The organism is Inquilinus sp. 2KB_23, from assembly GCF_052115705.1.
Taxonomy (GTDB): Bacteria; Pseudomonadota; Alphaproteobacteria; order DSM-16000; family Inquilinaceae; genus Inquilinus; species Inquilinus ginsengisoli_A.
This window is the reverse complement of sequence record NZ_JBFRHF010000037.1, coordinates 1-16288: the sequence shown is the minus strand read 5'-3', so window position 1 is coordinate 16288 and position 16288 is coordinate 1. Positions and strand designations below refer to the sequence as shown.

The 16288-nt window shown below is 70.2% G+C and carries 17 protein-coding genes; 8 read left to right on the top strand and 9 right to left on the bottom strand.

Annotation, left to right across the window (positions count from 1 at the left end; genetic code table 11):
• Nucleotides 1-49: 49 nt before the first annotated feature.
• Nucleotides 50-967 carry a hypothetical protein gene (locus AB4112_RS33095; RefSeq protein WP_441726223.1) on the bottom strand — a complete coding sequence of 306 codons (918 nt, stop codon included), beginning with the start codon at nucleotides 965-967 and terminating at the stop codon, nucleotides 50-52.
• Between the two features lie 184 nt (nucleotides 968-1151).
• On the opposite strand from AB4112_RS33095, the gene AB4112_RS33090 reads away from it, so the two are divergent.
• Complete coding sequence (locus AB4112_RS33090; protein WP_441726221.1) at nucleotides 1152-1799, top strand: RraA family protein; 648 nt, start codon at nucleotides 1152-1154, stop codon at nucleotides 1797-1799.
• 447 nt (nucleotides 1800-2246) lie between these two features.
• On the opposite strand, the gene AB4112_RS33085 is transcribed toward AB4112_RS33090, so the two are convergent.
• Nucleotides 2247-3284, bottom strand: coding sequence for an IS5 family transposase (locus AB4112_RS33085; protein ID WP_441726218.1), 1038 nt, complete (start codon nucleotides 3282-3284; stop codon nucleotides 2247-2249).
• A gap of 161 nt (nucleotides 3285-3445) precedes the next feature.
• Complete coding sequence (locus tag AB4112_RS33080; protein ID WP_309793660.1) at nucleotides 3446-3856, bottom strand: VOC family protein; 411 nt, start codon at nucleotides 3854-3856, stop codon at nucleotides 3446-3448.
• A 161-nt stretch (nucleotides 3857-4017) separates the two neighbouring features.
• Between AB4112_RS33080 and AB4112_RS33075 the strand changes: the two genes are divergently transcribed.
• Both AB4112_RS33075 and AB4112_RS33070 read left to right on the top strand, forming a co-directional pair.
• Nucleotides 4018-4797 (top strand): pentapeptide repeat-containing protein, encoded by a 780-nt coding sequence (locus AB4112_RS33075; RefSeq protein WP_441726215.1) that lies wholly within the window; start codon nucleotides 4018-4020, stop codon nucleotides 4795-4797.
• A gap of 84 nt (nucleotides 4798-4881) precedes the next feature.
• A complete protein-coding gene (locus AB4112_RS33070) occupies nucleotides 4882-5166 on the top strand; it encodes a hypothetical protein (RefSeq protein ID WP_309793656.1) in 285 nt (94 codons plus the stop codon).
• Between the two features lie 24 nt (nucleotides 5167-5190).
• Here the strand turns inward: AB4112_RS33070 and AB4112_RS33065 are convergent, their stop codons facing one another.
• The 3 genes from AB4112_RS33065 to vapB form a co-directional block, all read right to left on the bottom strand.
• A complete protein-coding gene (locus AB4112_RS33065) occupies nucleotides 5191-6210 on the bottom strand; it encodes an ABC transporter substrate-binding protein (protein WP_309793654.1) in 1020 nt (339 codons plus the stop codon).
• 166 nt (nucleotides 6211-6376) lie between these two features.
• Complete coding sequence (gene vapC / locus AB4112_RS33060; RefSeq protein ID WP_309793652.1) at nucleotides 6377-6781, bottom strand: type II toxin-antitoxin system tRNA(fMet)-specific endonuclease VapC; 405 nt, start codon at nucleotides 6779-6781, stop codon at nucleotides 6377-6379.
• The gene (gene vapB, locus AB4112_RS33055) at nucleotides 6781-7014 is read right to left on the bottom strand and encodes a type II toxin-antitoxin system VapB family antitoxin (protein WP_309793650.1); all 234 of its coding nucleotides are present in this window, start codon (nucleotides 7012-7014) and stop codon (nucleotides 6781-6783) included. The genes vapC and vapB overlap by 1 nt, the downstream gene beginning before the upstream one ends.
• A gap of 243 nt (nucleotides 7015-7257) precedes the next feature.
• On the opposite strand from vapB, the gene AB4112_RS33050 reads away from it, so the two are divergent.
• Both AB4112_RS33050 and AB4112_RS33045 read left to right on the top strand, forming a co-directional pair.
• Complete coding sequence (locus tag AB4112_RS33050) at nucleotides 7258-7539, top strand: hypothetical protein (protein ID WP_309793648.1); 282 nt, start codon at nucleotides 7258-7260, stop codon at nucleotides 7537-7539.
• A 105-nt stretch (nucleotides 7540-7644) separates the two neighbouring features.
• Nucleotides 7645-9039, top strand: coding sequence for an MFS transporter (locus AB4112_RS33045; protein WP_309793646.1), 1395 nt, complete (start codon nucleotides 7645-7647; stop codon nucleotides 9037-9039).
• Nucleotides 9040-9054: 15 nt separating this feature from the next.
• Here AB4112_RS33045 and AB4112_RS33040 read toward each other — a convergent pair whose 3' ends face one another.
• From AB4112_RS33040 to AB4112_RS33030, 3 genes are read right to left on the bottom strand one after another with little or no spacing between them, the layout of a single operon-like run.
• The gene (locus AB4112_RS33040; RefSeq protein WP_309793644.1) at nucleotides 9055-10374 is read right to left on the bottom strand and encodes an MFS transporter; all 1320 of its coding nucleotides are present in this window, start codon (nucleotides 10372-10374) and stop codon (nucleotides 9055-9057) included.
• Nucleotides 10371-10589: a DUF2783 domain-containing protein gene (locus AB4112_RS33035; RefSeq protein ID WP_309793642.1), complete on the bottom strand. Its 219-nt coding sequence runs from the start codon at nucleotides 10587-10589 to the stop codon at nucleotides 10371-10373. The genes AB4112_RS33040 and AB4112_RS33035 overlap by 4 nt, the downstream gene beginning before the upstream one ends.
• Nucleotides 10586-12178 carry an FAD-dependent oxidoreductase gene (locus AB4112_RS33030; RefSeq protein ID WP_309793640.1) on the bottom strand — a complete coding sequence of 531 codons (1593 nt, stop codon included), beginning with the start codon at nucleotides 12176-12178 and terminating at the stop codon, nucleotides 10586-10588. Before AB4112_RS33030 ends, AB4112_RS33035 begins: the two co-directional genes overlap by 4 nt.
• A gap of 184 nt (nucleotides 12179-12362) precedes the next feature.
• Between AB4112_RS33030 and hmgA the strand changes: the two genes are divergently transcribed.
• The 3 genes from hmgA (at nucleotide 12363) to AB4112_RS33015 (ending at nucleotide 16059) form a co-directional block, all read left to right on the top strand.
• Complete coding sequence (gene hmgA, locus AB4112_RS33025) at nucleotides 12363-13679, top strand: homogentisate 1,2-dioxygenase (protein ID WP_309793638.1); 1317 nt, start codon at nucleotides 12363-12365, stop codon at nucleotides 13677-13679.
• Complete coding sequence (locus tag AB4112_RS33020; RefSeq protein ID WP_309793636.1) at nucleotides 13676-14701, top strand: fumarylacetoacetate hydrolase family protein; 1026 nt, start codon at nucleotides 13676-13678, stop codon at nucleotides 14699-14701. The genes hmgA and AB4112_RS33020 overlap by 4 nt, the downstream gene beginning before the upstream one ends.
• 197 nt (nucleotides 14702-14898) lie before the next feature.
• The gene (locus AB4112_RS33015) at nucleotides 14899-16059 is read left to right on the top strand and encodes a GNAT family N-acetyltransferase (protein WP_309793634.1); all 1161 of its coding nucleotides are present in this window, start codon (nucleotides 14899-14901) and stop codon (nucleotides 16057-16059) included.
• Nucleotides 16060-16288: the final 229 nt, after the last annotated feature.

Sequence of the window (16288 nt, the reverse complement as noted above, 5' to 3'; positions counted from 1 at the left end):
CGGCTTCGCCTCCTCGCAATGACGGGTGTGGATGGTAAAGGCAGCGCCCCTACCCCGTGTCCGGCGGCTTGCGTCTTTCGACACCGGCCGAGCCCGGTTCCGGCCGATCGTCCTCCACCGGCGGCAGGTCCATCTCCGCCAGGGACCGGTCCCCCTCCGCGASCCAGCGCTCCGCCTGCTCCGGCGGCAGCCCGAAGGTCGGGCAGATCAGGGCGACGGCCTCCGCCGCCGGGCGGGTCTCCGCGATCGCCATCAGCTCCGGCCGGTCCATCTGCCKGGTCATCTCGGCRAAGCGGCGCTCCCACTCGGCCGCGTCCTTCGCCCCGGCCTTGATCGCGGCGCTCAGCGCCATGATSACCCGCAGCCGGCGCCGGATCGCGACGGGGTCCAGCRGCCCGGCGGGGTCCGGGRCCGCCKCCTCCRGCGGCGCGAAGCCCAGCTCCTCCAGSGTCATGTCCCCGAYCGCGAGCCAGTTCCGGGTGTCCTCCGGCARCCCGAGCCCCCGGCACAGCCGGGCCACGGCCGCCGGCGCCGGGCAGGTCTCGACCATCTCCACCACRTCGGGCCGCTCGAACAGKTCGCGGATGTCGCCGAAGCGCGAGCGGGCCTTCGTCTCCTGGGCTTCGGTCTCGACGCCGTGATAGTTCGCGGCGGCCACGGCCATGAGCGCCCGCAGCCTGGGGGACGCCCTGCCGGYCGGCTYGGCCTTCGGCGGCCCGTCCTCGGGCGCACGGGAGAACCGGTCCTCCAGCAGCARGGTCAGCCGCAGCGAGCGGGTGACAGTGGCGATGCGCTGGCAATAGTCGACGCCGGGCTGCGGCGTCTTCACCGCCTCGTCGCGGGTCGCCTCCATCACCTCCATCTGGATCTCGGCCGCCCGGGCCAGCAGCCGCAGATGCCGCGCCGCCCGCTCCTCCTGGGGAGCGGCCGGGGCCTCTGCTGTCTGGGCGGTCTGCGGTTTGTCCATGGAACGTATCATGAACGAGAATCGAGAGTTAAGGCTATATGGACTCCATATTTTTTGTCATGCCACGGCTTGACCGTGGCATCCAGGGGCGGCCAGAACCGCTCTTGGTGGCCCCTGGATTGCCCGGTCAAGCCGGGCAATGACAGATTGGGACTATCCGCGGAGCCCTTGGGAGACCCACACCATGACCGACCTGACCGCCCGGCTGGAGGCCTGCTATTCCGGCGCCGTGTTCGACGTGCTGCGCGACCTCGGCCACGCCAATTGCGTGCTGCCGCGCAGCATCGCCGCGGTCGACCCGGACACCAGCGTCTGCGGCCGGGTCTTCACCATCCGCGGCCGGCCGGACGACACCGTCGACGCGCATCAGAGCCTGCTGGCCTGGACCGAGCTGCTGACCGTGGTGCCCAAGGACCATGTCGCGATCTGCCAGCCCCAGGACGATGTGCGGGCGCTGATGGGCGAGCTGTCGGCCGAGGCCCTGCAGTCGCGCGGCGTGCGCGGCTACATCGTCGATGGCGGGTCGCGCGACAACGCCTTCATCCGCAAGCTGGGCTTCCCGCTGTTCGCCCGCTTCCGCAGCCCGCGCGACATCGTCGCCGCCTGGGTGCCGGAGGCCTATGGCGAGCCGATCACCATCGGCCAGGTCAGGATCGCCACCGGCGACTGGGTGGTGGCCGACATCGACGGGGTCGTCATCATCCCCGAGGCCCTGGCCGAGACGGTGGTGGCCAAGGTCGAGGACGTGATGAAGCAGGAGAACCTGGTGCGCAAGGCGATCCTGGAGGGCATGGCCCCCAAGGACGCCTATCTGCGCTTCGGCAAGTTCTAGAACGGGACGCGCTTCCCACGCGCCAGAGCCGGATGAATTGGTCGGATCACGCTGGGCGTTGCCTCTCCCGCTTGCGAGACCTTTTCAGAATGCCTCCGAACCGTCCCGGCGGCTCGCAACGACATTGGCCGAGGTTAAAATGAGTCCCCCCTCCCGCAAGGGGAGGGGGAGCAAGAAGGGAGCAGGCTCGGTCTATTCTGAAAAGGTCCCGCTTGCGGGAGAGGTCGGAGGCGCGAAGCGGCTCCAGGTGAGGGGGTTTTGTCGAGGCCGGTGCCAGCCCTCACCCGGTCTCGCTGTGCGAGCCCGACCTCTCCCGCCAGGCGAGACCTTTTCAGAAAGGGTGTTGCGGCGGTGTGGGAGGGATTGGGGCCGGAGGGGATAGTAGGGCCTGAGGTCAGCGGCGGGATTGGGATCGTCCAGGAGCCGGCCGGGTCCGGAGCTCGGGGGTCAGGCGGATTTGGTTTTGGGAGTGGTGAGCACGACCAGCCGCTTGAGGTTGAGGGCGGTGCACAGCAGGGCGAGATGGACGGCGTTGCTGGCGACGCCGTAGTAGCGGACCCGGCTCCAGCCGCACAGCCGCTTGAGCTGGGCGAAGACCTGCTCCACCGGGGCGCGGCGCCGGCCGATGGCTCTGTTGTGCTGGATCTGGCGGGGAGTGAGCGGATGGTGCTTGTTGGGCCGGTGCATCATCCGGTCCTTGATGCCCTGTTCCCGCAGGGCCTCCCGGCGCTCATGGGTGGTGTAGGCTTCGTCGGCATAGACCGCCGCCTCGTCGCCGCAGATCAAGGCATCGGCCTCGACCGTGTCGTTGACGTTAGCCGGGGTCAGGCGTTGCCGCCGGATGATGCCCGAGCCCTGGTCGACCCCGACATGGGCTTTGTAACCGAAATAGCGACGGCCGCCCTTCTTGGTCCAGGCCGCCTCGGGATCGACCGCACTGCGCACCAGCTTGCTCGCCGGCCGAACCGGAGCCGGCGCACCGCCCTCGGCCGCCTCGGCCGGGATCTCCTCCGCCGCCGGCTTCGGCGGACGCTTCACCGCCGCCTCCACCAGGCTGGCGTCGATCAGCGTGCCGCGCCGCAGGATCAGCTCCCGCTGGTCGATCTGCCGATTGACCTCCTCGAACACCCGCTCCGCCAGACCGTGCCGCCGCAACCCCTCGCGGAACCGGTGGATGGTCACATGGTCCGGCGTCTTGTCATCCAGGGCGAAGCCGCAGAACCGCCGGAAGCTCAGACGGTCGGCCAAGGCCGCCTCCAGCCCGGGATCCGACAGCCCATGCCATTGCTGCAGCAACAGCGCCTTCAACAGCACCAACGCCGGGTACCCCGGCGCACCCAGACGCGACGGATCCAACGGCGATACCAATTCCCCCAGCGCCGGCCAGCCGATCAACTCCGACAAGCGATCCAGCGTCCCGTTCGCCCCCACACCCGACACCAGGCTGTCCGCCAGACTCAGCTGACCCACTTCCCGCCGCGACATCGCTTCGATCCCACACGTCTCCCTTCCCCAACCGAATCACGAAACCTCTCTTCTGAAAAGGTCTCGCCTGGCGGGAGAGGCAATCTGACTGACGCTCGGGATCCTGTCGGTCTTCGGCCAAGGCGTACTGGTCGTGATTCAACCTGAGACGATCACGCGCTCTACGGAAACAGCCCCGCCCCGTCCGAGCGGTGGCAGACGCAGCACAGCTTGTTGCCGTCGGGGTCGCGGACATAGGCGCCGTAGTAGCTGGGATGGTAGTGCGGCCGGGTGCCCGGCGTGCCCTCATCCGCCCCGCCCGCCGCCAGCGCCGCCCGATGGAAGGCGTCGACCTGCGAGCGGTCGCGGACGTTGAAGCCGATGGTGACGCCGTTGCCGAAGGTCGCCTGCTCGCCATTGATCGGGCGGCAGATCAGGAATTCCGGCCCGCTGTCGGCCTCGGGCACATAGCACAGCCAGCCGGCGACCCGGTCGTCGAGCTGGCAGCGCAACCCGATCGACGCCAGCACCTGGTCGTAGAACTGCTTGGCCCGGTCGATGTCGTTGGTGCCGACCGTGATGTGGCTGAACATGGCCCTCCCCGCGGCTTATGTTCCCATTCTTCCCATCCTGCCCCAGGCCTGCCGGCCAAGGCACGATGGATTCGCCCGAGCATAGCCCCCGATGTCACTCGAACGAAGCAGCAACCCTCTCGGGAATTCCTATAATCGCTGATTGCAATGCGAGTCCCGCGATGGCCACCGATCCGATTCCGCTCGATCTCGACCAGTTCCGCCGCCGGCTGGCGGCCGGGGACGGCGTCTCCGGCGCCGCCCTGTGCGGGGTCGAGTGGCCCGACGCGGCGGGCGCGGAGGCGCGGTTCGCCGACTGCCTGTTCGAGGATTGCGGCTTCGCCGGCGGCGACCTGACCGGCGCGGAGTTCCGCAACTGCCGCTTCCTGCGCTGCCGCTTCGCCAGCACCACCCTGCGCGACGCGGTGTTCGAGGATTGCGTGTTCACCGACCGCGCCGCCTCCACCGGCACCGTCTTCGCGTTCAGCGAGCTGCGCGACGCCCGCTTCGCCCGCTGCGACCTGTCCTTCTGCGGCTTCGAGCGGTCCGGCCTGTTCGGCATCGCCATGACCGGCTGCAACCTGCTGGGCGCGAAGTTCGACCGCGCCGAGTTCAGCCACGCCTTCGGCCGCAAGACCATCGCCACCCGCGCCGAGTTCCGCGACTGCCGCTTCGAGTTGGCCGACCTGCACGGCATCCGCCTGCCCGGCTGCACCCTGGCCGGCTGCGACTTCCGCGAGGCCGACCTGACGGATGCGGATCTGAGCGAGGCGGACCTGCGCGACAGCGACCTGACCACGGCGGTGCTGGCCGGCGCCGCCCTGGCCGGGGCCGATCTGCGCGGCGCCGCGATCGCCGGGCTGAACCTGCTGGCGCTGCGCAGCCTGGCCGGGCTGAAGATCGGCCGCGACCAGCAGCACGCCCTGCTGGCGGCGATGGGCGTCGACGTGGTGGCGGAATAGCGCCCGGAACCCGGCGCCCGCAGGCCCCGTTGACTCCGTGACCGGCGATGGCCGGGCCGGACGGGCATCGCGGAGGAAGACGTCATGAACAACATCGGCCCCCTGACCCAGCAGATCCACAACGACCTGCTGACCCTGATCGGCGAGCGCTCGGACGACTACGCCGCCGAGGCCGGGGGCGACCAGGACGCGGTCAGCGGCGCGCTGATCGGGGCGCTGGCCTTCCTGACCGGCCAGATGATCGCCGCCGCGGTCGAGGTCGAGAGCGTGACGCCGCTGATCGAGCGCGCCACCGCCAACATGCGGGTCGGCGCCGATGTCGGCGTGGCCCAGGTCGAGACCTTCGATACCAGCGTCACCCGCCACTGACCGGATCGCGAAGCCGGGCAGGTGTCAGCGGGTGGCGGCGACGAAGCGGGGGTCGATCAGCCCGGCGGCGTCGACATCGCCATGCAGCACCCCGGCCGCCCGGGCCGCCTTCTTCACATCGGCGATGACATGCTCGGTGAAGGCGCCGGTCAGCTCCCGCCGGTTGTCGGCCAGCGAGCTGAAGATCACGCCGTCGAAGGCGGCCGACAGCTGCTCCGGCGCCGCGCCCACCGCCTTGGCGATGATGGCGCGGCCGCCAATCCTGTCCTTCTCGTAGTCGTCATGCGCCGCCTGCCACACGCGCAGCAGCGCTGCGACCTGGCCCGGCCGGCTGGCCAGCACCTCCTCGCGCACCACGAAGACGTCGGAGATCAGGCCCGGATCCTCCGCCGCCGTGTACAGCAGCCGGACCGTCGGATCCACGATCCGCGCCAGGGACAGATAGGGTTCGTAGCTCACCCCCGCCGGCACCTGCAGGGTGGTGACCGCGGCCGCGGAATCCAGGGCCGGCATCGGCATCGAGGTGATGTCGGCCAGGGTCATCCCGTTCTGCGACAGGGCGTAGCTGAGCAGGATCTGGCTGGTGCTGCCCGGCTCATACGCCACCGCCTTGCCCTTGAGGTCGGAAACATGCGCGATGCCCGGCCCGGCGATGATGGCGTCGGCGGTCATGCTGACGTCGAGCAGCGCGACGATCCGGATCCGCAGCCCGGCCGCCGCCAGCACCAGCGCGGTATGGGTGGCGACGTTGGCGCCGTCCAGCCGACCGCTGACCAGGGCGGCGTTGATGTCCTTGTCCTGGGTGAAGTTGACGATCTCGACATCCGTCAGGCCCTGCGCCCGGAACAGCCCCTTGGCCGCCGCCACATGCCACAGGCCGTAGCCCAGCCAGGGCTCGATCCCCATCCGGAAGCTGCCGGCCTCGGGCTGCGCCGGGATCTGCGCCGCCGCCGGCCCGGCCCCGATCAGCCCCGCCCCGACCAGCCCGACCGCGATGGCGGCCGCGAGGACGAGGCCGCGCCCCATCCGGCCCTGATCCGCCATTCGCCTCGCCTCCCCCCGTCCGGTGTCGTCCGGCCGAGGGCCGGCGGCGCTGATTCCGCCGGGCAACAGTTCATAAAGGGGTAACCCCGGGAGTCAACCGACGCGCCCGAAAACTTCGGACATAGTTCCTATGCAGCAAGGTGAGGGTGTAGGTGACCAGGGCCGCCTATGCCTGCACCCAGTTCTCGACCTGCAGCCCGGGAATCCGGTCGAACTCGCGGACATTGTTGGTGACGAGGGTCAGCGCCTCGCTGCGGGCGTGGGCGCCGATCAGCATGTCATGCGCGCCGGACGGGCGGCCCGCCCGCTCGAGGCTGGCCCGGACCTGCCCATAATGGGCGGCCGCGGCGGGCGAGAAGGGCAGGATGTCGAGACGCGCCGCGAAGCTCTCGATCGCCCGGAGGTTTTCCGGCCGGCGCGCCGACTTCTCCGCCCCGTAATGCAGCTCCGCCAGGGTGATGCTGGAGATGCAGAGCTGCTCGGCCAGCTGGTTGAACCGCTCGCGCAGGCCGGGCGGCTGGTTCCTGATCACGTAGATGCAGATGTTGGTGTCGAGCATGTAGCGCAGCATCACAGCGGCTCGCGATCCTCGGCCGGCGGCTGGCTGCGCTCCTCCATGAAGTCGTCCGATGCGCGGGGCCCATGCAGGAAGAAATCGTCCCAGCGCTTGCCGGCCGGCGTGATCAGCCGGCTGTCGCCGATCTTGATGATCTCGACCTGATGCGTCCCGTCGGGAAACGCGACCGCCTTGGGCAGGCGCACGGCCTGGCTGCGGTTGCTGGTGAACAGCGTCGTGCGAGTCATGGCCGGCCTCGGCATCTTGTATATCCAGTTGGGATATACATAGCGCCTTCCCGGGGGAAAATCAAGAATCCGGGCTCTGCCGGTAGATCGCGTCGGCGCTTGCCAAGCGCGCCGGGAGCGGATAACCATGGCGAATGGTCACCACGTCCTCCCTGCGAATTAGCCACTAGGCCCCGGGCCGGTCTTCACCGGCTCCCCCGGGGTCTCGTCCGTGTGCTGTTTCGCGATCCCCGGGAGAAGACGATGACCATGACCAGCGATGATGCGCAGGTCGTCTTTCATGTGGTCGGCATGGCCGACACCAACCTGCTGCCCCGCCTGCTCGAACATTTCTGCCTGCGCGATATCGTGCCCGACCATGTCCTGGCCGAACGCCAGGGCGACGAGATGCGGGTGACCATCGCCATCCGCCGCGACGCCTGCCCGGAATGGGAAGCGGTGGCGCGCAAGCTGGGCCAGATCTTCGTGGTCAAGAGCGTGCTGACTTCGGTCGACGATTCCGCCCGGCAGACCGCCGCCGGTTAGCGCCCCTTCCCCGCCGTCTGGGCATGGGACCGGCCGGCGGGATCGTGCTATCGGGGACCAAGCTGCCCGCCACCGCGCGGGCCCTCCCCACGATCCGGCCGCCCCATGACCCTGTCCTCGCGCCAACCCGTGCTGATCGCGCTCCTGGTCGCCGGCGCCTTCTTCATGGAGAACCTGGACGCCACCGTGATCGTCACGGCGCTGCCCGACATGGCGGCGTCCTTCGGCGTCCGGGCGATCGACCTGAATGTCGGGCTGTCGGCCTATCTCCTCACCCTCGCCGTGTTCATCCCGGCCAGCGGCTGGGTCGCCGACCGGTTCGGCGCCCGGTCGGTGTTCACCACCGCGATCGCGGTGTTCACTTTGGCCTCGGCCCTGTGCGCCGCCAGCGACAGCCTGTGGAGCTTCACCGCCGCGCGCATCCTGCAGGGCGTCGGCGGCGCCATGATGGTGCCGGTCGGCCGGCTGGTGGTGCTGCGCAACACCGCCAAGCAGGATTTGATGCGGTCGATCGCGTACATCACCTGGCCGGCGCTGGCCGCCCCGGTGCTGGGGCCGCCGGTCGGCGGGCTGATCACCAGCATCGCGTCGTGGCGCTGGATCTTCCTGCTCAACCTGCCGCTGGGCGCCATCGCCCTGGTGCTGGCGCTGCGGCTGATTCCCAACGACCGCAGCGACGACCGCCGGCCGTTCGACTGGCTGGGCTTCGCCCTGACCGGCTTCGCCTGCCTGGCCCTGATGTACGGGCTGGACCTGATCGGGCACCAGGAGATCCCCTGGGCGAGGGTCGCCGCGTTGCTGGCCGCCGCGGTGCTGCTGGGGGCCTGGGCGGTGCGCCATGCCCGCCGCCACGCCCATCCGCTGGTCGGGCTGGCGGCGATGGCGATCCACACCTACCGCGTCACCGTGCGCGGCGGGTCGCTGTTCCGCGCGGTGGTCAGCGCCGTGCCCTTCCTGCTGCCGCTGATGTTCCAGCTCGGCTTCGGGCTGGACCCGGTGCATTCCGGCCTGCTGGTGCTGGCGCTGTTCGCCGGCAATCTCGGCATGAAGCCGATGACCAGCTGGGTGCTGCGCAGCTTCGGCTTCCGCACCGCGCTCCTGGCCAACGGCGCGCTGCTGGCGGCGACGCTGTTCGCCTGCGCCCTGCTGACGCCGGACACGCCGACGGCGCTGGTCGCGGTGCTGCTGGTGGTCAGCGGCGCCGCCCGGTCGATGCAGTTCACCAGCCTGAACACCCTGGCCTTCGTCGACGTGCCCAAGCCGGAGATGAGCGCGGCCAACACCCTGTTCAGCGTGACCCAGCAGATCTCGATGGGGCTGGGCGTGGCGTTGGGGGCGATCGCGCTGCGGCTGGCCGGGGCGCTGGGCGTCGGGTCGGTCATCGCCGAGTACCAGACCGCCTTCGCCCTGCTGGGCGTGCTGGCGGCGCTGTCGCTGCTGGACTATTTGCCGCTGCGCCGCGACGCCGGCACCGAGGTCAGCGGCCACCGCCGCGCGTGAGTTTGCCGCCGAGGGCTAGCCGATCCGGGCGGCCCGCTCGGCATAGTGCCGGTGGCCCAGCCCGACCACGACGCTGAGGGCCGCGACCACCGCCAGGAAGATGCCGGGCGCGGCCTTGTCGCCGGTGATCGCGAGCAGCCAGGCGGTGATCAGGGCGGTGAAGCCGCCGAACACCGCCGCGGTGATGTTGTAGGCCAGGGCGACGCCGCTGAACCGCACCTCGGTCGGGAACAAATCGGCCAGCAGGGCGGCGAAGGTGCCGTTGGCGAAGATCCCGACCAGCCCGATCGCGGCGATCAGCAGGGTGATGTTGACGCTGTGCCCGACCATTGCCTGGTAGGCGGGATAGGCGCCGAGCGCGATGGCGAAGGCGCCGAAGCGGTGCAGGTGGCGGCGGGGAAAGCTGTCGCTGACGAAGCCGATCACCAGGATGCCGATCGACAGCAGCCCGACCGCGAGGTTGATGGCGACCGCCACCGTGGTCGGGTCGTAGCCCAGCGCGGTCGACAGGTATGGTGCCAGCGCCACGAAGACCAGGCTGTTGTAGGTCTGGACCACGGCGCCGACGCTGATGCCGACGATCAGCGCCCCGGGGAAGCGCCGGAAGATCTCCAGCGCCGGGATCCGCGCCGGGGCCTTGGCCATGGCCCTGAAGGCGGGGCTTTCCTGCAGCGCCCGGCGCAGCAGGAGGCTGACGACGCCGAGCAGGCCGCCGACGGCGAAGGCGATCCGCCAGCCATAGTCGCCCATCGCGGCCGGCGACAGCACCTCGTGCAGCGCCACGCTGACCGAGGTGCCGAGGAAGACGCCGGTGTTGACGAAGAACACGACGATGCCGCAGGCGAGGCCGGCCCGCCGCGGTGCCATCTCGGCGACATAGGTGATGGCGCCGGGCATCTCGCCGCCGACCGCGAAGCCCTGGATGAAGCGCAGCGCCGTGAACAGGATCGGCGCGGCGATGCCGAGCGCGGCATAGCCCGGGGTCACCGCCATCGCCAGCGTCGCGCCGGTCATGATCAGCAGCGACGCCATGAAGGACAGCCGGCGGCCGCGGCGGTCGCCGATATGGCTGAACACCAGCCCGCCGAGCGGGCGCGAGAGGTAGCCGACGGCGTAGATCGCGAACACGCTGATCAGCGCGACCAGCGGGTCCTGCGCCGGGAAGAAGGCGGCGGCGATGTACTGGGCGAAGATGCCGTAGATGATGAAGTCGTAGAACTCCAGCCCGGCGCCGAGGCTGGCCAGGACGATCACCCGCCAGTTCAGGCTGCCGATGGCGGGGATCTGCGATCGGTCGGACCCCGACCGCAGCTGCGCCCCGGACTGCACCGTCATCGCTCTCCCCCCGTTTCCCGGTTCCGCGCGGCATGGCCGATGGCCTCGATCACCCCGTCCGGATCCCCCGCCAGATTGGCCAGGATCAGCACCAGCCGCGCGTTGAGCCGCGCGCTTTCGGCAGCATCCAGACCGTCATGCGCCCGCATCAGCGCCTCGTAGACATCGTCGCCGCGCCCCGCCAGCCGGTCGCGGCCGAAATCCCGTCCGGTCATAGCCTCTCTCCCCTCGCCCGCGCCAGCGCCGCGCGCAGGTCTTCCACCGAAGCGCCGGTCAGCCGGGCCGCGACATGCTGGTCCGGCCGGATCAGGTACAGCGCCTCGCCGTAGCGGGCGGCGGCGTCGCCTTCGGGGTCGCCGAAGCCGCCGGCGCCGACGCGCAGCACCGGCAGCCCGGCCTCCCCGGGGACCACGACGGCACCGACGGCCAGCAGCACGAAGCCGTCGCCGAGATGGTCCAGCAGGAAGGTCGCGGCCCCGGTGTCGTCGGCCAGCCTCGCGTCCGGGCACGCCACTCCCGGCGCCAGCAGCCCGGGCGCCGCCGGGGCCGGGCTCTGCAGCGACAGCCCGGTCAGGGCGCAGGGCCGCGACAGCCGGCCGGAATTGACCAGCCGGCGGGCGAAGTCGTGGTCGGCCGCGAGATCCAGCACCGCCGCGCGGAACACCCGCTCCATCTCGCTCTTCGGGGTCATGAAGGCGGTGGCGCGGGCGGAGTTGAGGATGTTCTCGTCGGCCGCGCGGATGCGCTCCTCGTCATAGCTGTCCAGCAGCGCCGCCGGCGCCTCGCCCTGCAGCACCAGCGCCAGCTTCCAGGCCAGGTTGTCGGCGTCCTGGATGCCGCCATTGCCGCCGCGGGCGCCGAAGGGCGACACCACATGCGCCGCGTCGCCCAGGAAGATCACCCGGCCATGGCGGAACCGCTCCAGCCGGCGGCACTGGAAGCTGTAGACCGACACCCAGTCGAGCTCGAACGGCCGGTCGCCGACCATCGCCCGGATGCGCGGGATCACCCGCTCCGGCTTGCGCTCCTCCTCCGGATCGGCGTCGGGGCCGAGTTGCAGGTCGATGCGGTGGATGTCGTCCGGCTGCTTGTGCAGCAGCGCCGACTGGCCGGCGTGGAAGGGCGGCTCGAACCAGAACCAGCGCTCGGAGGGGAAATCGGCCTTCATCTCGACATCGGCGATCAGGAAGCGCTCCTCGAAGCCCCGCCCGGCGAAGTCGAGGCCCAGCAGGTCGCGCACTGCCGACCGGGCGCCGTCGCAGGCCAGCAGGTAGTCCGCTGACAGGTCGTAGCTGCCGGCCGGCGTCTCGACTCGGGCGCGCACGCCGTCTTCGGCCCGCGCCACCCCGACCACCCGGTTCTTCCAGCGCAGGTCGATCAGGTCCGGGAAGTCGGCGCAGCGCTCCGCCAGGTATTGCTCGACGTAATACTGCTGCAGGTTGATGAAGGCCGGCATCCGGTGGCCGGGCTCGGGCAGCAGGTCGAAGGCATAGAGCTCGCGGTCGCGGTGGAACAGCCGGCCGACCTGCCAGGTCACGCCCTTGGCCACCATGCGCCGGCCGACGCCGAGCCGGTCGAAGATCTCCAGACTGCGCTTGGCCCAGCAGATGGCGCGCGAGCCGACCGAGACCACGTCGTTGTCGTCCAGCACCACGCTGGGCACGCCGCGCAGCGCCAGGTCGATCGCCGCCGCCAGCCCGACCGGCCCGGCGCCGACGATGGCCACGGGATAGCGCGCCCGGCCGCCGCCGGCCAGCTCCGGCGGGGTGGATGCCGCGAAAGGCTGATGCGCGTATCGGGCCATGGCCGCTCCCTCGACTCCGGACCGTGCCCGTCTGTCGCCGATGTCAGGACAGCGCAGACGGTGTCGCCGGTCTATGGTGATCATCGATTCACGTTGAAATTCGTTTCAAATGAAACGATCATTCCGGCAACATGGAGTGACGGGGCCCCGGAATCGCGAGGCGCCGGCCGGTCGGGAGGATGCGATGACGCTTCGCTACATGCCGGGCTTCGGCAACGACTTCGAGACCGAGGCGCTGGAGGGCGCGCTGCCGCAGGGCCAGAACTCGCCGCAGCGCTGCGCCTACGGCCTCTATGCCGAGCAGCTGTCCGGGTCGCCCTTCACCGCGCCGCGCGGCACCAACGAGCGGTCCTGGCTGTACCGGATGCGCCCCTCGGTCCGGCATGTCGGGCGCTTCCGCGAGATCGAGCTGCCGGGCTGGAAGACGGCGCCGCATGTCGTCCGCCACGGCCGGCCGCTGGGCCAGCTGCGCTGGGACCCGACGCCGATCCCGGACGAGAGACTCACCTTCCTGACCGGCCTGCGCACCATGACCACGGCGGGCGACGTGTTCACCCAGGCGGGCATGGCCGCGCACATCTACACCGTCACCGAGTCGATGGGGGCCGAGGCCTTCTACAACGCCGATGGCGAGCTGCTGATCGTGCCGGAGCAGGGGGCGCTGCGCCTGGTCACCGAGCTCGGCGTGATCGAGATCGCCCCGGCCGAGATCGCGGTGATCCCGCGCGGCCTGAAGTTCAAGGTCGAGCTGGTCGACGGCCCGGCCCGCGGCTATGTCTGCGAGAATTACGGCGCCAAGTTCACCCTGCCCGACCGCGGCCCGATCGGCGCCAACTGCCTGGCCAATCCGCGCGACTTCAAGACCCCGGTCGCGGCCTATGAGGAGAAGGACACGCCGCACCGCGTGGTGGTCAAATGGTGCGGCGGCTTCCATGAGAGCGAGATCGGCCATTCCCCGTTCGACGTCGTCGCCTGGCACGGCAACTACGCGCCCTGGAAATACGATTTGCGCACCTTCTCGCCGGTCGGGGCCATCGGCTTCGACCACCCCGACCCGTCGATCTTCACCGTGCTGACCGCGCCGACGGGCGAGGCCGGCACCGCCAATGTCGATTTCGTGATCTTCCCCGAGCGCTGGCTGGTGGCCGAGCATTCGTTCCGGCCGCCCTGGTACCACATGAACATCATGTCGGAGTTCATGGGCCTGATCTACGGCCGCTACGACGCCAAGGAGGAGGGCTTCCTGCCCGGCGGCATGAGCCTGCACAACTGCATGCTGCCGCACGGCCCCGACGCCGACGCCTTCGCCAAGGCCAGCACCGCCGAGCTGAAGCCGGTGAAGCTGACCGGCACCATGGCCTTCATGTTCGAAACCCGCTTCCCGCAACAGCTGACACGCTATGCAGCGGAGCTTCCGACGTTGCAGGATGATTACACGGCCTGCTGGAGTGGGCTGGAGAAGCGGTTCGACAAGACCAATCGGGAGGATACCGGCCGATGAAGCTCGCCAGCCTGAGGGACGGATCGCGGGACGGACGTCTCGTGCTCGTGTCGCGCGACCTGACCCGGTACACCGTGGCCGGGGGGATCGCGCCGACGTTGCAGCGCGCCCTCGACGACTGGGACCTGCTGCGGCCGCGGCTGGAGGCGCTGGCCTACGACCTCGAGCTCGGCGCCGTGCCGAGCGAGCGCTTCCGCGAGCACCAGGCGCTGTCGCCCCTGCCCCGCGCCTACCAATGGGCGGACGGGTCGGCCTATGTGAACCATGTCGCGCTGGTGCGGAAGGCGCGCGGCGCCGAGATGCCGGAGAGCTTCTGGACCGACCCGCTGATGTACCAGGGCGGGTCCGACAGCTTCCTGCCGCCGCGCGCGCCGATCCGGATGGCCAGCGAGACCTGGGGCATCGACCTGGAGGGCGAGGTCGCGGTGATCACCGGCGACGTGCCGATGGGCGTCGATGTCGAGGCGGCGGGCAAGGCCATCCGCTTGGTCATGCTGGTCAACGACGTGTCCTTGCGCAACCTGATCCCGGCGGAGCTGGCCAAGGGCTTCGGCTTCTTCCAGTCCAAGCCGTCCTCGGCCTTCTCTCCGGTGGCGGTGACGCCGGACGAGCTGGCCGACGCCTGGGACGGCGGCCGCCTGCACCGGCCGCTGTCGGTCGAGCTGAACGGCGCCCCTTTCGGCCTGGCCGATGCCGGGACCGACATGACCTTCGACTTCCCGACCCTGGTCGCCCATGCCGCGAAGACCCGGCCGCTCGGCGCCGGCACCATCATCGGCTCCGGCACCGTCTCGAACCGCGGCGCGGATGGCGGCCCCGGCCGGGCGATCGCAGTGGGCGGCGTCGGCTATTCCTGCCTGGCCGAGCTGCGCATGGTCGAGACCATCCTGTCCGGTGCGCCGAAGACCTCGTTCCTGCGCTTCGGCGACACCGTCCGCATCGAGATGAAGGACGCGCAGGGCCATTCCATCTTCGGCGCCATCGAGCAGGTGGTGGAGGAGACGGACGCCGCGGCAGGGTAGGGAATCCCCCACGACGTCATTGCGAGCGCAGCGAAGCAATCCATGCCAGGCGGCGCCATGGATGGATTCGTCGGCTTCGCCTCCTCGCAATGACGAAGAGGGATGGGCCAGGCGGAAGACCGTGATGCCGTCTGGCACTTGCCCGACAAAACCATTGGGACCAGATTAAGGCTTTCGCACATGCGAGAGAGCGATCCATGCCCGACGGTACGCCCGAGGCAAGTCTCAAGCTCGTCGCCGACATCTCGGCGATCGACGCCGCCGCCTGGGATGCCTGCGCCGGGCCGGACAACCCGTTCCTGTCCCACGCCTTCCTGCTGGCGCTGGAGCAGAGCGGGTCGGTCTCGGCCGAGACCGGCTGGCTGCCGCAGCATTTGGTGCTGGAGGAGCCGGACGGCAGGCTGCTGGGCGCCGTGCCGCTGTACCTCAAGGGCCATTCCCAGGGCGAATACGTGTTCGACCACAGCTGGGCCCGGGCCTATGAGCAGGCCGGCGGCGAATACTATCCCAAGCTGCAATCGGCGGTGCCGTTCACGCCGGTGACCGGCCCGCGGCTGCTGACCCGCCCCGGCGCGCCCTCCGGCACTGCCGACCTGCTGATCCGGGCGCTGGAGCAGGCGGCGCTGGCGCACAAGGTGTCGTCGCTGCACGTCACCTTCCCGACCGAGGCCGACTGGTCGCGCTTCGGCGGGGCCGGCTGGCTGCAGCGGATCGGCGAGCAGTACCATTGGGACAATGACGGCTACGCCTGCTTCGACGATTTCCTGGCGACGCTGAACAGCCGCCGGCGCAAGGACATCCGCAAGGAGCGGCAGCGCGCGGTCAACGGCGACATCCGCCTGACCGTGCTGACCGGCGACGACCTGAAGCCCCGGCACTGGGACGCCTTCTTCCGCTTCTACATCAACACCAGCGACCGGAAATGGGGCGACCCGTACCTGACCCGGGAGTTCTTCGCCCGGATCGGCGAGACCATGGCCGACCGCATCGCCCTGGTCATGGCGGAGCGGGACGGACGCTGGATCGCCGGCGCGCTGAACCTGATCGGCACCGACACGCTGTACGGCCGCAACTGGGGCAGCGACGGCCGCGACTACCCCTTCCTGCATTTCGAGACCTGCTATTACCAGGCGATCGACTTCGCCATCGCCCGCGGGCTGAAGCGGGTCGAGGCCGGGGCCCAGGGCGAGCACAAGGTGATGCGCGGCTACCGCCCGGTGCGCACCTACAGCGCCCATTGGATCCGCGACCCCGGCTTCCGCCGCGCCGTGGCCGATTTCCTGGTGCGCGAGGCCCGGGCGGTCGAGGCCGGCATCGAAGACCTCGCCGAACACCTCCCGTTCCGTCAAGATCACTGAGAGCCGCACCCGCGGCCGGCATGACAATGCGGCGGCCCACCTGGCGATGACGCGGCCGTCACGGCGAACCGAGGGAGAGAGACCATGAATCTCGACAAGCTCTTGGGTGCGTTGACGCAGGGCGGCCTCGGCCGGCCCGCCGCCGGCGGCGGGGCCGCGGGAGGCCTCGACATCGGCGGCATCCTCAGCCAGGTGCTGGGCGGCGGCGGCGGGCTGGGCGGCAGTGGGC